Source organism: Companilactobacillus sp. HBUAS56275 (genome assembly GCF_036913655.1).
In the GTDB taxonomy this organism is placed as follows: Bacteria; Bacillota; Bacilli; order Lactobacillales; family Lactobacillaceae; genus Companilactobacillus; species Companilactobacillus pullicola.
Genome location: NZ_JAYKKK010000001.1, coordinates 767045 through 784706, shown reverse-complemented (window position 1 = coordinate 784706; position 17662 = coordinate 767045). Strand labels below are relative to the sequence as shown.

Sequence of the window (17662 nt, the reverse complement as noted above, 5' to 3'; positions counted from 1 at the left end):
ATCCGTTAGAGAATATGACGTAGATAGGCTGCGGGTGGAAGTGTAGCGATACATGGAGCTGAGCAGTACTAATAGATCGAGGACTTAACCGAGTAAGAGTTTACAGCAGTTCGAAGTGTTTCAATTTAATTCATAATCTTAATATCTAGTTTTGAAGGTACGAGCAACAATAGTGTGGTGGCGATAGCGAGAAGGATACACCTGTTCCCATGCCGAACACAGAAGTTAAGCTTCTCCACGCCGAAAGTAGTTGGTGGGAAACTACCCGCGAGGATAGGTAGCTGCCACGCTGTTATTATTCCGGATTAGCTCAGTTGGTAGAGCATCTGACTGTTAATCAGGGTGTCGTCAGTTCGAGTCTGACATCCGGAGTTTTTTTTTACTTGGAGAGTTGTCCGAGTGGTTGAAGGAGCATGATTGGAAATCATGTATACGGGTATTGACCTGTATCAAGGGTTCGAACCCCTTACTCTCCGTTTGGATAAATTCGAAAAAAACATTTAACAACAAAAAACCGTCATATCAATCGATATACGGTTTTTTTGTTGTCTAATAAGTTCCAATAGTTGTATTTATTTAGTCTGATGTTGTCAAAAAATCATAAAGAAAACATACAAATAATCAATGTCCAAAAAGAACCGTTGATCAGGCAATATATCGTCTCTTTTGTTTGCAAAGAAAATAAACAGCCATTATACTGGCACCAATTCAAATAAAAGGGACCGGAGGAAGAATAAATGACTAAATATCTCTCCTATGTAACGTATAAGAACGATAAAACTCATGGCTATGACTTCCTTATTGGTGTTAGTTATTATGATGCATATATAAAAGCTGATCCTGATAACAGTGATATAACAGATATCGTCCTAATTTATCATGAAGATGATCCTAGTTGGCAACAAGGCTTATCTAGGGAAGTTAAGCTCAGTAAGGATAAAATGTATCGACTAAGACAATCTATTAAGAATTTTTATAATGAAGTTGCCGAACCAATTGATCCGGAGTACTTGGAAACCGCATCGTCCTACAAGGCTCCAACCGATAATGATTATTGGATCAATGAGATTGAGAATATTTTACAAATAAAATAGGTGTTCATACTGTGAGCACTTTTTTATTTGTAAAATATTTTTAAATAAATATATACAAATTGTAAAGATATATGATATACTTATTTTTGTTGATTTGCTATGCGCCTATAGCGCAATTGGATAGAGTGTCTGACTACGAATCAGAAGGTTGTAGGTTCGACTCCTACTAGGCGCATCAGATAAAAATAGACTTATGATAGAAATATCATAGGTCTATTTTTTTATTCTTTAATACTTTTTATAAATGATTGATAATCTTTCTCTTCGCCAGTTTCTTCAACATTTAAATCATCCAGTTGGTTTTGATGTAGGGCATCTTCAGAGATTTCAAGATTATGTGTGAAGGTGGCATTACCAATCAGACGGATTTCACTTAATTCTTTGATTGGATTTAATTTAACATTTGTTCTGACCATACCGCCAGGGTTATAGACAGTAATATCTTTATTTGAATCAAATTGCTCTGGATGCAATAGAGCGAATACTAAGCTTGTTGCTGACATACCAGTTCCACAGGCGTTGGTAAAACCGACACCACGTTCAAAGGTCTGAACGAATAGTTTATTTTCATCCAGTATTTTAGCAAAGCTGATATTGACACCCTCGGGGAAATAATCATTTGTGGAATTCAATTTTTGTCCCAAGTCATTCAAGGCATCATGTTGAATATCCGAGACAAAACTAATGAGATGGGGATTAGGAACAGCTACGGCTGAAAATTTTTCTTCAGGAATAAATTCAGGGATTTCCTCATTTATCATTTCATCCAGATCTTTGTATGAGAACGGTAAATCTGTTTTCTTAAAAGAGATAGGTGATATCTCAACGCTAAAGGCTGGGACTCCAGAATAAAAATCAGGAGCCTTTTGGACAGACAAATCGGATTCCAGAGTTTCAACTTTAAATTGATCTAACTGATATTTTTCAGATAGATAGCGACTCACTGTACGTAATCCATTACCACACATTTTGGCCTCGCTACCGTCAGCATTGATAACACGCATTTTACCAAGACAGTTTTCACTAGTATCGATGACTAAAAGTCCGTCAGCACCATTTAAAATATTTTTACAGAGATTAATTGCCAAATTTTTTAATTCAATATCATTTAATTCATTTTCTAGAAGAGTTTGGTCCAGAATAAAAAATTTATTCTCTGAACCGTGTACTTTTAATAATTTAACCATATTTTAAAACCTCACTTAATCGAAAAAAGTCTTATAGATTTGCTGTACGGCGTTGTCAGCATCCGAGGCGCGGGTACCGATCATAATTGATATTCTGGAAGCACCTTGGTTGATCATATGAATAGCGATGTCATTTTGTGTCAGAGAATCAATGACTTTGCCAATGGTTCCGATATTGTGGGCAATTCCTTCTCCGACCACCATAATAATGGCATAATCATCGATCCACTCCAAATAATCAGGCTGGAGAACCTCTTTAACATCTCGACAAAGTTTTTGAATTGTTTCTTTGTCTAATTTACTGCGATCGAAAATAACTGTTAAGTCATCAATACCGGAAGGCATGTGTTCATACGAAATATTATACTTATAAAAAATTTTTAGCAGTTTCAGTGTGAAACCAACTTCTTTATTCAACAGATAGCGATGTAAGTAAAGCGCTGAGAATCTTTTTGAACAGGCAATACCAGTAATTTGATTGGAAGGATCAAAAATAAATTGTTCGGGTACGATCATAGTGCCATCGGCTTGTGGATTGTTGGTATTTTTAATATTGACAGGAACTTGTCCTTTAACGGCGGGAATAATAGCTTCATCTTGAAAGACTGAGAAACCAGCGTAAGATAATTCTCTCATCTCACGATAGGACATTTTTTTAATGGCTTGAGGATGATCGACAATGTGATTATTAGCAACATAAATTGCATCTACATCCGTAAAATTCTCGTAAAGGTCAGCATTCAAACCCTGACTTAAAATAGCTCCAGTAATATCTGAACCACCGCGAGAAAAGGTACAAATGTCACCATCGGCGTTGTAGCCAAAGAATCCGGGGAAAACAGCTCGACTGTCTTTAGGCAGTTGAAATGTTTCTAAATTAGTATAAGTTTCTGGTGAAATATCGGCATCGTTAGGTTGACCGTAGACTCTAATACCAGCCTTTTTAGGATCAATAAAACTTGCTTTAATATTTTGTGAGTTGAGGACATGTGTAAGCAAAATAGCGTTTAAAAATTCACCATGTGCTTTAAATGCAGCCATGAGGTGGTCATTGTCGACGAATTTTGTTTGCGATAATTTATCTAATTTGGATTTTAGAAGTTTAATTACGGAGTCATCAAGTTTGAAATGATCACTAATTTCTTGATATCTTGAGAGAATTTTAATTTCGATATTTTGATAATCTTGTTGATTTATAACGGCATTGGCGTATTGAATTAATAAATCAGTAACTTTAATGTCATCAGAAAATCTTTTTCCTGGTGCTGAAGTTACGATAACTTTTCGTTCGATATCGTCCTTAATAATTCTAATTACTTTCTCAAATTGCTCTCCGGTAGCTAAGGAACTGCCGCCAAACTTGATAACCTTCATAAAACACACCCCTAAAATTAAATAGTTTTTAATGATGAGTGTATCATTTTTCGCTTTCATGACAAGAAAAAACTCAATAAAGTTAGAAAAATGATTATTTTTTTAATATTACTTGACGAATAATGAGCATTGTTATAATCTTAATACCAATAAAAGAGGTCGCAACCGACATTAGTAAATGAGGGAGTCACTGTAATGACTATGAACTCATCGAAAGGGGAAGTTGCCGAAGTGTTGGATCTTACAGGATCTGATGAACTGGGGCGTATTAATAAGAGAATACGAACTGTCGTGATCTAATGTCACGGTGAGCTTATAACAAATTTAAGGTGGATCGAAAAGGTCTCTTTGTTATTAAGCAAAGAGATCTTTTTTTGTTTGATAAAGGAGTTTTGAAAATGATTATAGATGAATTGATAAGTGAAAATGGCCATTTGATGATCGATGGCGTTGATAGTATAGATTTAGTTAAAGAATATGGAACACCACTCTATGTTTTTGATATTTCCAAAGTCCGTGATCAAATAAAAAAATTTAGATCTGCTTTTGAAAAAGAATCGTTGAATTATCAAATTAGTTACGCTAGTAAAGCTTTTGCTGTTAAAGCAATCTATCAAGTCATGAAGCAAGAAAATGTTCATGTAGATGTTGTTTCTGGTGGAGAGCTCTATACAGCTTTAGCGGCTGGCTTTCCTAGTAATAGGATTAGTTTTCATGGTAATAATAAATCTTTAGCAGAGTTGAAGATGGCCGTTGAAAATCATGTTGGAGTTATTATGTTAGATAATTTCCATGAAATTGAACTTTTGCATCAAGTTTTGCAAGAGAATGAAGAAACGATTCAAGTAATGTTACGCCTAACTCCTGGAATTTCAGCCCATACGCACAAATATGATCAAACTGGTCAAACTGATAGTAAATTTGGATTTGATGTTAATTCTGGTCAAGCTAAGAAAGCTTTACAGTTAGTTTTGGAAGATCCACAAATGAAATTGTTAGGTTATCACGCTCATATTGGATCTCAAATCTTTGGTACTGAAGGTTTTAAAATGCTAGCTCAAAAAATGGTCGAGATAGCTAAGAATTTTCAAGAAGAATCAAATTACTGGCCACAGGTTATCAATCTTGGTGGTGGCTTTGGAATTAGTTATAACGAAGATGATGATCCAATCACTGCCGATGATTTTATTTCTGTCATTGCTCAAGAGTTGAAGAAAGATTGTGATGACGTTCCTGAGATTTGGATTGAACCAGGGCGCTCTATTGTGGGACCAGCTGGCTATACGCTTTATCAAATTGGGTCAAGAAAAGATATCCCAGGTTTGGAATCTTATGTGTCTGTTGATGGTGGTATGGGTGACAATATTCGACCAGCATTATATCAAGCTAAATATCAAGCCGTTGTAGCTAACAAAATGAATCAAGCAGATATAGAAACAGTTCATATCTCTGGTAAATATTGTGAATCAGGCGATATTCTAATTGATCAACAAAAACTCCCTGAAACAGAAGTTGGGGATGTGTTAGCAGTTCTTGATACAGGGGCTTACGGTTATTCCATGGCAATGAATTATAATCGAAATCCTAGACCAGCAGTTGTCTTTGTTGAAAAAGGTCAAGCAAAGTTGGTAGTTAAGAGAGAAACATACGAAGATTTGATTAGACTAGATGATAATTATTAGGAGAAGAAAAATGGCAAAGATGAATGCAACAGAAATTATCAATTATATAGGAAATGCTAAGAAAGTTACGCCGGTAAAAATTTATTTGCAAGGTGATATTTCTCAAATTGATTTTCCGACGGAGATAAAGGTTTTTAAAACAAATGATTTGGCAATAATTATTGGTGACTATCAAGTTATTGAACCAATTCTGAAAGCTAATAATTTAACTAATTACTATGCTGAAACTGTTGCACAAAATTCGGCTGTACCGATGTTAGATATTAAGCATATTAATGCCAGAATCGAACCCGGAGCCATTATTCGTGATCAAGTTGAAATTGGTGCTAATGCAGTAATCATGATGGGAGCAGTCATTAATATTGGTGCTGAAATCGGAGAAAAATCGATGATCGATATGGGAGCTGTTCTCGGTGGTCGTGCAATTGTCGGTAAGAATTCACACATTGGTGCAAATGCCGTTTTAGCGGGAGTTATTGAACCGGCTTCGGCTCAACCAGTACGAATTGGAAATAACGTTATTGTAGGAGCTAATGCCGTTGTTTTGGAAGGTGTTCAAGTAGGCGATGGTGCTGTTATTGGAGCTGGAGCAGTTGTTACTAAAGATGTAGCGCCTAATAGTGTTATGGCAGGAGTTCCAGCAAAAGTACTGAAAATCAAAGATCAAAAGACAACTGATAAGACACAAATAGAAAGTAACCTAAGGAAGTTATAGCGATGGTTTTGACTAGTGATGAATTAATTGGAATCAGACGACACTTGCATACGATTCCGGAATTAGCGATGAATGAGTATCAGACACATGAATATATCAAGCAGGTTATTGCCAGTTTTCCTCAAACCAATTTGGAAATTAAAGAGCTACCAGAATTACCAACTGCTCTGTTGGTGTTGGTCAGGGGAAGCAATCCGCAAAGAAATATTGGCTATCGTTGCGATATGGATGCGTTACCTGTTGATGAGGATAATGGCTTAAGTTATGCCTCTAAACATCCACATGTAATGCATGCCTGTGGTCATGATATTCACGTGACCGTGGCCTTAGGAATTTTAAATTATTTCAGTATCAATCAACCACAAGATAATGTGATATTTTTCTTTCAACCAGCAGAGGAGAGTCAAAGTGGCGGTAAGGTTGCTTATGATTTAGGTGCATTTAGTGGTGACTTTAAGGTGGATGAATTTTATGGCTTACATGATAATCCACAATTAGAGCCAGGCGTTATAGGATGTCGTAACGGCACTCTTTTTGCAGGGACAACAGAAGTAAATGTTACGATTACCGGAAAAAGTGGTCACGCAGCGTATCCACATTTAGCTAATGATGCCATAGTTATTGCAGCTAATTTCATTAATCAGGTTCAGACGGTTATTTCCCGCAGTATTGATCCTACCAAATGTGGAGTAATAACCTTTGGTAAAATGCAAGCTGGTGTTATTAGAAATGTGATTGCTGGTCAGGCTCGATTAGAGGGAACTATTCGTGGTTTAACTCAAAAAATGATTGAATTCATTCGTCAGAGAATAACTGAAATTGCCGAGGGATTAGGATTGTCATTCAACTGCCAGATTAAAATTGAATACAATCAAGGCGGTTATTATCCTGTGGAAAATGATCCCACATTGACGCGAAACTTCATTCACTACATGCAGGCTGAACCTACAATTGATTTTGTTGAAACAGATCCTAAAATGACTGGAGAAGATTTTGGATATTTATTGAATAAGATTCCAGGAACAATGTTCTGGTTAGGAGTAGGAGGACCAGGTGCCTTGCACTCTAAAGATTTTTTACCTAAAGAAGATGCTATTAAAAAAGGTGTCGATGCTGTGATTGGTTTTCTGAATTATCGAATGAATTCGGAGGGAAAATAAATGTTTACGGATGTTGATTTGATGACGGCTATAATAACGCCGTTTGATGAGAACTTAAAAATTGATTATGAAGCTTTAAAGAAATTAACCGAACACCTCTTAGCAACCGGGACTAAAGGTTTTGTTATTGGTGGGACGACTGGTGAGACTCCTACTTTGACGGAAGCAGAAAAATTAGAATTGTATCGCCGTTTTACAGAAATTGTTGATAGACGAGTACCAATCATTGCGGGCGTCGGTAGTAATAACACCGCTCAGACAATTGACTTTATTAATAAAGTCGCACAGATACAAGGGATCGACATGGCCTTGGTCGTAGTTCCTTACTATAACAAGCCTAATCAAAGAGGAATGGTCGCACATTTTGAGGCTGTTGCTAAAAATTCTCCGTTACCAATTATGATTTATAACATTCCCGGACGAACTGGCGTATTGATGGAGAAAGAAACGGTAGTCGAGCTTTCAAAGAACCAGAAAATTAAGGGTGTTAAACAATGTAATACAATGGAAGATTTGGAATACATTGTTGAGCATACGGCTGACGATTTCAACGTTTATAGTGGTGAAGATGCTCAAGCTTTGTTTGCTAAAGTTGTTGGGGCTAATGGTGTTATTTCTGTGGCTTCACATATTTATGGCGATGAAATGACTAAGATGTATCAAGCTTTAGATTCAGGTGATTATCATTTGGCTGGAAAAATTCAACGTCAATTGACACCGAAAATGGATGCGTTATTCATGTATCCTTCACCATCACCGGTTAAGGCTGCTCTCAATAAATTAGGCTATCAAGTTGGTGGCTGTCGATTGCCGATTGTGTCACTAAATGATGCTGAGAAAAGTATTTTATTTGAAAAATTGAATCTTTAGGAGTCTTTTTATGATAAGAGTTATCGTTTCAGGCTTTAATGGCTCGATGGGTCAGAAAGCCGTTAAGATGGTTAACCAAAGTGAAGATATGCAATTAGTAGCGGTCTTTAACGCCGTTATAACGGACCTAGATCCACAAACTTATGGTTTAGCCGATAATGTGAATGTTTATAATGATTTTGCTGATGTTGATATTGACGCTGATATTTGGATTGACTTTTCAATTCCTAGTGCAGTTTTCGAAAATACTAAATTTGCTATCGAAAAAGGTATTCGTCCAGTTATTGGGACTAGCGGTATGAGTGAGGCGCAGACTGGTGAATTAAAACGTTTGGCCGATAGTAAAAATTTAGGTGGAATCATTGCTTCTAATTTTGGTTTATCGGCTGTTTTGATGATGAAATTTGCTCAAGTAGCTGCAAAATACTTTGCTGAAGCAGAGATTGTTGAGAAGCATCATGAAGATAAGATCGATGCACCATCGGGAACAGCTTTAAATACCGCTAGGTTGATTTATGAGGCTAGAGGCCATGATCAGAAGCAACATAATAGTAATGATCCACTCAATACTCGTGGTGGCGATTATCATGGTGTTAAGATACACGCTCTTAGATTGCCAGGCTTTGTTGCAGATGAGGAAGTAATCTTTGGTGGAACGGGTGAGACATTAACTATCTCTCAAAGTACTACTGATCGTGAATCATTTATGACTGGCGTTAAGTTGGCAATTCATGAGGTGATGGAAAGCAATCATTTGGTTATCGGTCTTGAACAAATAATTTAAGATTATTACAAAATAGTTAATTAAATGAACGGGTTTTGTTATAGAATTAAATTATTATAATTTAAGGAGTGTCATAGAATGCCAGAACTAGATTCAACAGTAAAAAATGTTGTCAATGAGACAGTTGAACCAATGGGGATTTCCCAAATTAGAATTTTCGCTGAAAAATTTGCTAAAATTCCAGGTTTGATCAAATTAACACTGGGTGAACCTGATTTTAATGTTCCCGAGCATGTTAAAACGGCCGCCATTGAAAGTATTAAAGATAATGATTCCCATTATTCAGCTCAAAAAGGGATCATCGAATTAAGAGAAGCTATTTCTAAATATTTAAGTAAACGTTTCGATATCGATTACGATCCAGAGACGGAAATTATTGTAACTATTGGTGCTACTGAAGCTATTTTTGATTCTTTAGCGGCCATTATTAATCCAGGTGACAAGGTATTGATTCCTACACCGACATTTGCACTTTACATACCAATTGTAAAAATACTAGGTGGTATTCCGGTTCAAATAAATACAACTGATGATGACTTTCGTCTAACTGGTAAAAAGTTACGCGAGGTAATTGCTAGAGAAGGTGCTGATAAAGTAAAAGTCTTGATATTAAATTTCCCTGGTAATCCAACTGGGTTTGTATATTCAAGAGATGATCTACAAGAGATCATTGACGTGGTTAAAGATAAGGAAATGTATGTTATTTCAGATGAAATCTACGCTGAATTGACTTATGGACAAGAACATATTTCTCTAGCTAAGTTAATGCCTGGAAAAACAATTTTAATCAATGGCTTGTCAAAATCACATGCAATGACAGGCTATCGAATTGGGTACATTGCAGCACCAAAGGATTTCATTACCAATGCTGCCAAGATGCATGCCTTTGTTGTAACGGCTCCTTCTAATCCTGCTCAATATGCGGCTAAAGAAGCTCTGCTCAACGGAATTGATGATCCTATTCCTATGCGAGAGATTTATCAAAAACGTCGTGATTATATTGTTGAACACTTAAATGAACTTGGTTATGAAACCATTCTACCTGAGGGTGCTTTTTACACTTTCTCAAAAATTCCAACTGAATTTAATTTATCAGCAATCGAATTTGCTAACAAATTGGCGGAAGAAGGAAAAGTTGGTGTTACACCAGGAACTGCTTTTGGTGAAGGCGGCGAAGGACACTTTAGAATGTCGTATGCGTCGTCAATGGATGATATTAAAGAAGCAATGAAACGATTAAAGATTTTTACGGAGAATTTAAAAAAATGATTTAAGGGATGAAGATTTATGAGTGATGGATATACAGTAGCAATTTTGGGTGCCACAGGCGCCGTTGGAACACGTTTAATAGAACAATTGGAGCAATCGACTATTCCGGTTAAGAAGATAAAATTATTAGCATCATATCGTTCTGCAGGCAAGAAATTACAATTCAAGGGACAAGATGTGGTTGTTGAAGAAGCTAAACCAGAATCTTTTGAGGGTGTCGATATTGTTTTGGCTTCAGCCGGTGGGGCAGTTTCGAAAAAATTATTGCCGGAAGCTGTTAAACGTGGTGCTGTTTGTGTAGATAATACAAGTGCTTTTCGAATGGAAGAGGATGTTCCTTTAGTCGTACCTGAAGTTAATGAAGCAGCACTCTACAATCATCACGGGATTATTGCTAATCCAAACTGTTCAACTATTCAAATGATGGTCGCATTAGAACCAATCAGAAAAGCATTTGGTTTGAAACAAATTATTGTTTCGACTTATCAAGCGGCCAGTGGTGCCGGTCAAAGTGCGTTGAATGAATTATATTCAGAGGCACAAGATTATTTGAACGGTAAAGATATGCAAGCCGATATTTTTCCTACTAAAGGTGATGAAAAACACTATCCATTAGCTTTTAATCTTTTACCTCAGATTGATGTTTTGGAGGATAATTTATATTCTCACGAAGAGTGGAAAATGATTCATGAGACTAAAAAAATCATGCTTGGAGATATGAATTCTCCTGAAATTAAAGTTACTGCTACTTGTGTCAGAGTTCCCGTTCCTATCAGTCATGGTGAGTCAATTTATATTGAAGTTGAAGACAAATCTGCAACAGTAGAAAAGATTCAAGAATTGATCAAACAGGCACCAGGAGCTGTTTTAGAGGATGATCCTAAACATCAAATTTATCCACAACCAATAAATGCAGTGGGTAAGCGTGATACTTTTGTTGGTCGTATTCGTCCTGATTTAGAGAACGAAGGAGCATTTAACATGTGGGTTGTTTCCGATAACCTTTTGAAGGGAGCAGCTTGGAATACAGTGCAGATTGCTGAACGTTTAGTTGCCGACAATTTGGTTCATAATTAATTTAATTGAAATGGGATGCAGATTTTGTGCTGTGTTCCATTTTTTTTTGCATATTTCTGTTAGAATATTCAAAGACAATTAATATCAGGGTGAGAAAATAATGAAACGAATAACAAACGTTTTTAACGAAGGTGTTTTAGATTTATTAGCTAACGCCGGAGTTGCGATACCGTATTTTTTTTGTTTAACCTTATATAATCAAAATAAGAATATCTTTGTATATGCTTTACCGTTTTTGATGCTATATACATTTAGAGCTTTAGGGATGTTGTTGACGACATTTATTACGCTGCCAGCTTCAACAATGCTTGCTATGTCCAGTCTTTTTGGCGTCATAGGTTCGTTATGTATTTTAGGTGCGGGCAATCCGTTTTTTGGAGTAATCGGTGGTATATTATTAGGTCTAGCATCAAGTTGGATTTGGCCTTATTACTTAACGGTTAGATCACGCGGGAAGATGGATAAAGAATTCAAATTCAATCGAATGCATACTTTGTCCGTAGTTTTAACATTAATTTTATTAATTGCAGTTCAACTGATTGCAACACATACTAAAATGTTGAGTTTATCTTTTGTATTATTGGCATTCTTGTTCTTTGCAGCCATGGTTGGTGGGATGAATATTACACATCGACTTACTTTTTACCAAGGAATCGAGACAAAGCAAAAATTTCGTGTCAATTCACTATTTAGTTTGATTGTATTAGCCAGTTTAGTTATGCTAGTCTTCATCATTCGTTACACTAGATTGAAAGCTGTATCTCAGACATTTGATTTAATCATCAGTGTCGCAGCAATCATGTTATTTCTATTCCTAGCATATTACCAAATAGATATTCATAAAAAGATTTTCCCAGTGAGTTTGGTAGCTATAAACCGTGGGGTAATCATGAATTACGTTATGCTTTATGCTGTATTCGACAGTACAGTTCGTTTTGGTTTTAATTCTTTGATGCTGATCTATGCGATTTATCTAATTGGATTCGAACTGGGACCAGTTATTTTAAAGAAGTATCAGTCTTTCAGATATCCATTGCTATTAATAGGTTTAGTACTATCATTATTCAACTTTACTTACTTCGTTGGTTTATTCCTCTGTGCAATCTTTGTAGGGACCGACAATCGAATTCTAAATGATGCTCTTTATAATCATCCTGATCTAGATTCTGAAAGAGCCTTTTTAATTAAATATCAACTTTCTTGTGTGGGTAACGTTTCGCAACAATTAGTTTATATGACAACAATCTATTTCATTAGCTACTTTACCAAGATAAATGCTTTAGGATTTTTCAATGATCATGTTGCTGATGGTCCTACTAATTCAGTTTTATATGGAGTTCACATCTTCATAACGGCAATTGTTTTCATTTATGCCGCAACAACATTTTACTTTGCACGTGAAAAAGAATAGTTTTAATAAAAGTCTATCTAACACAGATAGGCTTTTTTTGCTGGCATAACGCCGTTATTGATCAAATGTTTTTCAATTATAAATTGATAAATGAGTCTAAATGAGAATCATTCCAAATTATGTCTCTAAATACTATTTTTATAGTTGGTAAAATTGTATAATTATACTAATGAAAAGTATTACAAGGGAGGACGTGATTTTATGAATTCCGATAAGATTAAATTGTATGCGACGCTAACGATTGGTGTTATTGCAGCAGTATTGGAGTTTATTTTCCATTTACCTAGTTATGCTCAATTAATAATTAGTATTCTGGGATTATTATTAGCTTTAATTATGTTTGTCGATATGATCAAAGTCCTTAAATCTGGTAATTTCGGTGTAGATTTACTGGCTATTACAGCGATTGTAGCGACAATCGTATTGGGGCAATATTGGGCCGGTTGGATTGTTTTATTGATGCTGACAGGTGGAGATTCCCTAGAGGAGTATGCAGCTAATAAGGCCAAAAGTGAATTGAAATCACTCTTAGATAATACTCCTTCGCAGGCACATCTCATTATTGATCAGAAAATCAAGGATGTTGATATCGATGATGTCAAGGTTGGCGACGAGTTATTGATTCGTCCTAAAGAACAAGTGCCAGTTGATGGAGTAGTCTTTGACGGAACTTCTGAAATCGATGAATCATCTCTAACGGGTGAGTCAGTTCCGGTAGCAGTAGGTAAAGATTCACATGTTATGTCTGGTTCTATAAATGGTGAGAAACCTTTTAAAATCAGAGCTGAAAAGGTTGCGGCTGATTCAGAGTATCAAGCAATTGTTAAGTTAGTTAGAGAATCCGAAACTCATCCAGCACATTTTGTTAGATTGGCTGACCGTTATGCCGTACCATTTACACTAATTGCTTATGTTATTGCTGGTATTGCTTGGTATATTTCTAAAGATCCAATTAGAATTGCTCAAGTTTTAGTTGTGGCTTCACCTTGTCCTTTGATCTTGGCTGCACCGATTGCTTTTGTTTCAGGTATGAGTCGGACAAGTAGGAATGGAATCATTGTTAAGTCAGGAACGGCTTTGGAAAAATTGAACTCTGCGAAGACAGTGGCCTTCGATAAAACAGGGACTATTACTGAAGGCAGATTGATTGTGGATGGTTTTAAGTCTGTTAATGGTTTCAGCAAGGAACAAGTAATGGTTTACGCAGCGTCTGTAGAGCAGAACTCAAGTCATGTCATGGCTAAAGCGATTGTTGATTTTACTCTGAAACACAATTTAGAGTTATTGCCAGTGGATGACTTAAAGGAAACCACTGCAGAAGGAATTGTTGGAAAAATTGATGGAACGGAAGTCAGAGTTGGTCAAGCCGAATTCGTAACAGATGAAGAAGTTGATTCGGTGACTGGATCTGGAGTTTATGTTTCAATTGATGGCGCCTATGCGGGAGTTTATAGTTTGTTAGATCAGATAAGACCAGAAGCTAAATCAACGATTCAAAATTTAAAGAATTTCGGTATTAGTAATATTTTAATGATTTCTGGCGATAAAAAAGAAGCAACCGAATTAGTTGCTTCCGAAGTAGGTATTACAAAGGCATTTCCATCAAGTTTACCATCTGATAAAGTTGAAATTATTAAAGGATTAGGTCAAGAGTACCATCCAACTGTAATGGTAGGGGATGGAGTTAATGATGCTCCCGCCTTAGCTTTAGCAGATGTTGGTATAGCAATGGGTTATAAAGGTGCTAATGCTGCTAGTGAATCAGCCGACGCAGTTATTTTGCAGGATGATTTGAGTAAAGTAACCACGGCCGTTAAAATTGCACACGATACGATGAAAGTGGCCAAAGAAGCTGTGTTGATTGGGATTTTCATCTGTATTGGTTTGATGATCATAGCTGGATTTGGATTAATTCCAACTATCATCGGTGCAATGCTCCAAGAAGTGGTTGATACAGTAGCTATCCTTTATGCTTTAAGAGCAAGAAGCGATAAATTATAACCAACCATAAGTATCCAGATTCATTTCTTTCTTAGGTAATTTTGAAACGTAAGGATTACCTTTAACAATAAAACGCATATTTTTTGAAGTCCAAGGCTCTTTATTCTTCACGCCAATTCGAGGTGTGGCTAGAATTTCTTGAGGAGTCTGGACTTTTTTTTCGGAGAAAATAAAGTTATGTTCATTTAGAACAGTCCCAGACAATGATTTATCGGTGATACCAAAAGCAGCCATCCACTTAGCGGGGCCATTAGTAACATCAAAACCAGTTTTACTACGATTTTTTTCCATTAAATCAATTCCCTCAATTGGTTGTAAACCTCTAATCAGAATACCGTTTGGGGTCCCGGCTTTTTGAATACTGATATCCATATCTAACCAGCTGTGAATCGAGTAAATATAAATAGTACCGCCGGCTTGATATAGTGGATCATTTGCCTTAGTATGACGTCCATTGTAACTGTGGGCAGCCATATCGATTGGTCCAAGATAAGCTTCAGTTTCTACGATTAGTCCAGAAAATGTCCCTTGATCAGATTTATATGTAAAAGTATGACCGAGCATATCCTGTGCTAAGTCCATTGTTTCCGCGTTTTCAAAGTACTTTTGTATATCCAAAATGTAAATTCCTCCCATTTTTCAAAAAAAGTTAAAAAACCTCTTGCAACGTCTTTATTATTATTGTATTATATTTCTTGTGCTTGAGAGAGCAATACATAAATAAATATTTATGACCCGTTGGTCAAGTGGTTAAGACACCGCCCTTTCACGGCGGTAACATGAGTTCAAATCTCGTACGGGTCATTTTGGAGGATTAGCTCAGCTGGGAGAGCATCTGCCTTACAAGCAGGAGGTCACAGGTTCGATCCCTGTATCCTCCATACCAAAAACCTTTAAACATCTAACGAAAGTTAGATGTTTTTTTGTATTAAAAAAGAATTCCAAATGAATGAAATTCTAAATGATAAGAATAATATTACCGATGACACGATAGAACAAGTTAGGTTGAGAAAATTTTTGATACTTCTTAAGAAGAGACATAACAACAACAAAGATAATAATAATGGCTGCCGTCCAAATATTGATGTAATTAAGTATGAAGAGCATGAATGATAATATTGAAAGAACGATTAGTTGTAAATAGTCGTATCTAGTACCTTCGAAGTAATCGATCATAACACAAGCTAAATTGATTAATAGAAGAGGAACAACAAAGTTAATTGAAATAAAATGCATATATGTAAAGGCTAGAGCGATAGACATAAAACTAGGTACGATAAAATCCTCAATCAGTGAAGCTATATTTTTATAAGAATCGGGCAAATATTTCAACATATATAGGAAGATTAATTGCACGAAAACCAAAATAATAACGAATTTATTGAGTGAATGAATCGATAGTATCGCTAACAATAAATAAATTGCACTATATAACAAATGAAAATATTTATTAGGGTTTAAAGTGATAATATATTCCTTATAGAGAGCCACCATCGCAATCATAATAATTAGAAAACCGTGGATAGTATAATTGTTCAAATTGTGTACAAAAATAAAAATAAACGGAAAAATATGATAGCTAATAAATTCAATAAGGGATGCTAATAGTTTTTTAGATTTTAAATTGTTCATGTGAAGCTCCTTATACTTATAAAGCCATATTAATGTAAGAAAACTTTGACGTCAATCGCTGATTTTTTATGAAAAACATTAAAGTTTGTGTTAACCTATTAAGAGGTTCCTGATGGGATCCTTTTTTTGCGAGGAGAGGCCCTGTAACCGAAAAGGTGGAAAAAATTATGTCAAAAAATTATTTATTTACTTCTGAATCAGTTTCAGAAGGACATCCAGATAAAGTTGCTGATCAAATAAGTGATGCAATTCTTGATGCTATTTTAGCAAAGGATAAAGATGCACGTGTTGCATGCGAAACAACTGTTACAACAGGTTTAGTCCTAGTTGTTGGTGAAATTTCAACTTCCGCATATGTTGATATTCAAAGTGTTGTTCGTAAGACCATTACCGATATCGGTTATGATGGTTCTAACCCAGGATTTGATGGTAATAGTTGCGCCGTATTGGTAGCACTAGATGAACAATCTCCTGATATTGCACAAGGTGTTGATGACGCTCTTGAACGTCGTGATAACCACCAAGATGCTGATCCATTGGATCAAATTGGTGCTGGTGATCAAGGTTTCGTCTTTGGATTTGCCACAGATGAGACAAAAGAGTTCATGCCATTACCAATTTCTCTTGCTCACAAGTTAATGAGAAAGACTGCTGAAGTAAGAAAGAACGGTACAATTGATTACTTGATGCCAGATGCTAAATCACAAGTAACAATTGAATATGATGGTAACGATCATCCAGTTCGTGTTGATACAATTGTTATCAGTACGCAACATAAAGCTGAAGCTAGTTTGGATCAAGTCAAAAAAGACATCAAAAAGTATGTCATTGATGAAGTTGTTCCAAGTAACATGATTGATGATAAGACTAAGATCTTGATCAATCCTACCGGTCGTTTCGTTATCGGTGGACCAGAAGGAGACTCCGGACTTACAGGACGTAAAGTTATCGTCGATACTTACGGTGGCTTTGCTCGTCACGGTGGTGGTGCTTTCTCTGGTAAAGATGCTACTAAGGTTGACCGTTCAGCAAGTTATGCTGCAAGATATATCGCAAAGAATCTTGTTGCAGCAGGCGTTGCTGAAAAGGTTGAAATTCAAATTGCATATGCTATTGGTGTTGCCAGACCTGTTTCAATTCACGTTGATACATTCGGTACTAGTGACTTTTCAGAAGAACAAATTGAAGAAGTTATCAATAAGTTCTTTGACCTACGTCCACTAGGTATCATTAAGATGCTTGATCTACAAAGACCAATCTATAAGAAGACGGCCGCATACGGTCACTTCGGACGTACAGATATCGATTTGCCATGGGAAAAACTTGATAAAGTTGAAGATATTAAGAGTTTCTTGAAAATTTAATCGGTGATTACAGAGGCGTTCTTTAAAGTTTAAACTTTAGGG

Annotated in this window: 15 protein-coding genes, 5 tRNA genes, 2 rRNA genes and 2 riboswitches; of the genes, 18 read left to right on the top strand and 4 right to left on the bottom strand. The window is 36.1% G+C overall.

What is annotated here, in order from left to right; all coding sequences use genetic code 11:
* The 6 genes from U8526_RS03660 to U8526_RS03635 form a co-directional block, all read left to right on the top strand.
* Positions 1–92: ribosomal RNA gene (locus U8526_RS03660) — 23S ribosomal RNA — on the top strand; the annotation flags it as partial.
* A gap of 81 nt (positions 93–173) precedes the next feature.
* A 5S ribosomal RNA gene (gene rrf, locus U8526_RS03655) occupies positions 174–290 on the top strand.
* Positions 291–299: 9 nt separating this feature from the next.
* A tRNA-Asn gene (locus U8526_RS03650) sits at positions 300–372 on the top strand.
* A 13-nt stretch (positions 373–385) separates the two neighbouring features.
* A tRNA-Ser gene (locus tag U8526_RS03645) sits at positions 386–476 on the top strand.
* A gap of 261 nt (positions 477–737) precedes the next feature.
* Entirely contained in the window at positions 738–1094 is a 357-nt protein-coding gene (locus U8526_RS03640) for a hypothetical protein (protein ID WP_334340604.1), read from the top strand.
* A 101-nt stretch (positions 1095–1195) separates the two neighbouring features.
* A tRNA-Arg gene (locus U8526_RS03635) sits at positions 1196–1269 on the top strand.
* A 46-nt stretch (positions 1270–1315) separates the two neighbouring features.
* Here the strand turns inward: U8526_RS03635 and dapF are convergent.
* Entirely contained in the window at positions 1316–2281 is a 966-nt protein-coding gene (dapF, locus tag U8526_RS03630; RefSeq protein ID WP_334340603.1) for a diaminopimelate epimerase, read from the bottom strand.
* A 15-nt stretch (positions 2282–2296) separates the two neighbouring features.
* The gene (locus U8526_RS03625) at positions 2297–3655 is read right to left on the bottom strand and encodes an aspartate kinase (RefSeq protein ID WP_334340602.1); all 1359 of its coding nucleotides are present in this window, start codon (positions 3653–3655) and stop codon (positions 2297–2299) included.
* A 145-nt stretch (positions 3656–3800) separates the two neighbouring features.
* Positions 3801–3978: riboswitch (Lysine riboswitch) on the top strand.
* A gap of 75 nt (positions 3979–4053) precedes the next feature.
* Between U8526_RS03625 and lysA the strand changes: the two genes are divergently transcribed.
* The 9 genes from lysA (at position 4054) to U8526_RS03580 (ending at position 14624) form a co-directional block, all read left to right on the top strand.
* The gene (gene lysA / locus U8526_RS03620; protein WP_334340601.1) at positions 4054–5337 is read left to right on the top strand and encodes a diaminopimelate decarboxylase; all 1284 of its coding nucleotides are present in this window, start codon (positions 4054–4056) and stop codon (positions 5335–5337) included.
* Between the two features lie 10 nt (positions 5338–5347).
* A complete protein-coding gene (gene dapD / locus U8526_RS03615; RefSeq protein WP_334340600.1) occupies positions 5348–6052 on the top strand; it encodes a 2,3,4,5-tetrahydropyridine-2,6-dicarboxylate N-acetyltransferase in 705 nt (234 codons plus the stop codon).
* Positions 6053–6054: 2 nt separating this feature from the next.
* The gene (locus U8526_RS03610) at positions 6055–7212 is read left to right on the top strand and encodes an N-acetyldiaminopimelate deacetylase (RefSeq protein ID WP_334340599.1); all 1158 of its coding nucleotides are present in this window, start codon (positions 6055–6057) and stop codon (positions 7210–7212) included.
* The gene (dapA, locus tag U8526_RS03605; RefSeq protein ID WP_334340598.1) at positions 7213–8082 is read left to right on the top strand and encodes a 4-hydroxy-tetrahydrodipicolinate synthase; all 870 of its coding nucleotides are present in this window, start codon (positions 7213–7215) and stop codon (positions 8080–8082) included. It begins immediately after the preceding gene.
* A gap of 10 nt (positions 8083–8092) precedes the next feature.
* Positions 8093–8866, top strand: coding sequence for a 4-hydroxy-tetrahydrodipicolinate reductase (gene dapB / locus U8526_RS03600; protein ID WP_334340597.1), 774 nt, complete (start codon positions 8093–8095; stop codon positions 8864–8866).
* 78 nt (positions 8867–8944) lie between these two features.
* Positions 8945–10135 (top strand): aminotransferase class I/II-fold pyridoxal phosphate-dependent enzyme, encoded by a 1191-nt coding sequence (locus U8526_RS03595; protein ID WP_334340596.1) that lies wholly within the window; start codon positions 8945–8947, stop codon positions 10133–10135.
* Between the two features lie 18 nt (positions 10136–10153).
* Positions 10154–11212 carry an aspartate-semialdehyde dehydrogenase gene (locus tag U8526_RS03590; protein WP_334340595.1) on the top strand — a complete coding sequence of 353 codons (1059 nt, stop codon included), beginning with the start codon at positions 10154–10156 and terminating at the stop codon, positions 11210–11212.
* 100 nt (positions 11213–11312) lie between these two features.
* Positions 11313–12623 (top strand): hypothetical protein, encoded by a 1311-nt coding sequence (locus tag U8526_RS03585; RefSeq protein ID WP_334340594.1) that lies wholly within the window; start codon positions 11313–11315, stop codon positions 12621–12623.
* Between the two features lie 201 nt (positions 12624–12824).
* Positions 12825–14624, top strand: a complete 1800-nt coding sequence (locus U8526_RS03580; protein WP_334340593.1) for a heavy metal translocating P-type ATPase — start codon at positions 12825–12827, stop codon at positions 14622–14624.
* On the opposite strand, the gene U8526_RS03575 is transcribed toward U8526_RS03580, so the two are convergent.
* A complete protein-coding gene (locus U8526_RS03575) occupies positions 14619–15242 on the bottom strand; it encodes a DNA-3-methyladenine glycosylase (protein WP_334340592.1) in 624 nt (207 codons plus the stop codon). The two genes, U8526_RS03580 and U8526_RS03575, sit on opposite strands and share 6 nt — an antisense overlap.
* Before the next feature lie 114 nt (positions 15243–15356).
* On the opposite strand from U8526_RS03575, the gene U8526_RS03570 reads away from it, so the two are divergent.
* Positions 15357–15428 (top strand) — tRNA-Glu (locus U8526_RS03570).
* A gap of 4 nt (positions 15429–15432) precedes the next feature.
* Positions 15433–15505 (top strand) — tRNA-Val (locus U8526_RS03565).
* Between the two features lie 76 nt (positions 15506–15581).
* Here U8526_RS03565 and U8526_RS03560 read toward each other — a convergent pair.
* The gene (locus U8526_RS03560; RefSeq protein ID WP_334340591.1) at positions 15582–16256 is read right to left on the bottom strand and encodes a hypothetical protein; all 675 of its coding nucleotides are present in this window, start codon (positions 16254–16256) and stop codon (positions 15582–15584) included.
* 93 nt (positions 16257–16349) lie between these two features.
* A riboswitch (SMK box riboswitch) is annotated at positions 16350–16426 on the top strand.
* Between U8526_RS03560 and metK the strand changes: the two genes are divergently transcribed.
* Positions 16424–17620 (top strand): methionine adenosyltransferase, encoded by a 1197-nt coding sequence (metK, locus tag U8526_RS03555; protein WP_334340590.1) that lies wholly within the window; start codon positions 16424–16426, stop codon positions 17618–17620. It overlaps the preceding riboswitch by 3 nt.
* Positions 17621–17662 lie beyond the last annotated feature (42 nt).

What these genes read in the sequence shown, in the direction of transcription:
- U8526_RS03640 (WP_334340604.1), top strand. Translation starts at nt 738, where the DNA reads ATGACTAAATATCTCTCCTATGTAACGTATAAGAACGATAAAACTCAT.
- dapF (WP_334340603.1), bottom strand. Translation starts at nt 2,281, where the DNA reads ATGGTTAAATTATTAAAAGTACACGGTTCAGAGAATAAATTTTTTATT.
- U8526_RS03625 (WP_334340602.1), bottom strand. Translation starts at nt 3,655, where the DNA reads ATGAAGGTTATCAAGTTTGGCGGCAGTTCCTTAGCTACCGGAGAGCAA.
- lysA (WP_334340601.1), top strand. Translation starts at nt 4,054, where the DNA reads ATGATTATAGATGAATTGATAAGTGAAAATGGCCATTTGATGATCGAT.
- dapD (WP_334340600.1), top strand. Translation starts at nt 5,348, where the DNA reads ATGGCAAAGATGAATGCAACAGAAATTATCAATTATATAGGAAATGCT.
- U8526_RS03610 (WP_334340599.1), top strand. Translation starts at nt 6,055, where the DNA reads ATGGTTTTGACTAGTGATGAATTAATTGGAATCAGACGACACTTGCAT.
- dapA (WP_334340598.1), top strand. Translation starts at nt 7,213, where the DNA reads ATGTTTACGGATGTTGATTTGATGACGGCTATAATAACGCCGTTTGAT.
- dapB (WP_334340597.1), top strand. Translation starts at nt 8,093, where the DNA reads ATGATAAGAGTTATCGTTTCAGGCTTTAATGGCTCGATGGGTCAGAAA.
- U8526_RS03595 (WP_334340596.1), top strand. Translation starts at nt 8,945, where the DNA reads ATGCCAGAACTAGATTCAACAGTAAAAAATGTTGTCAATGAGACAGTT.
- U8526_RS03590 (WP_334340595.1), top strand. Translation starts at nt 10,154, where the DNA reads ATGAGTGATGGATATACAGTAGCAATTTTGGGTGCCACAGGCGCCGTT.
- U8526_RS03585 (WP_334340594.1), top strand. Translation starts at nt 11,313, where the DNA reads ATGAAACGAATAACAAACGTTTTTAACGAAGGTGTTTTAGATTTATTA.
- U8526_RS03580 (WP_334340593.1), top strand. Translation starts at nt 12,825, where the DNA reads ATGAATTCCGATAAGATTAAATTGTATGCGACGCTAACGATTGGTGTT.
- U8526_RS03560 (WP_334340591.1), bottom strand. Translation starts at nt 16,256, where the DNA reads ATGAACAATTTAAAATCTAAAAAACTATTAGCATCCCTTATTGAATTT.
- metK (WP_334340590.1), top strand. Translation starts at nt 16,424, where the DNA reads ATGTCAAAAAATTATTTATTTACTTCTGAATCAGTTTCAGAAGGACAT.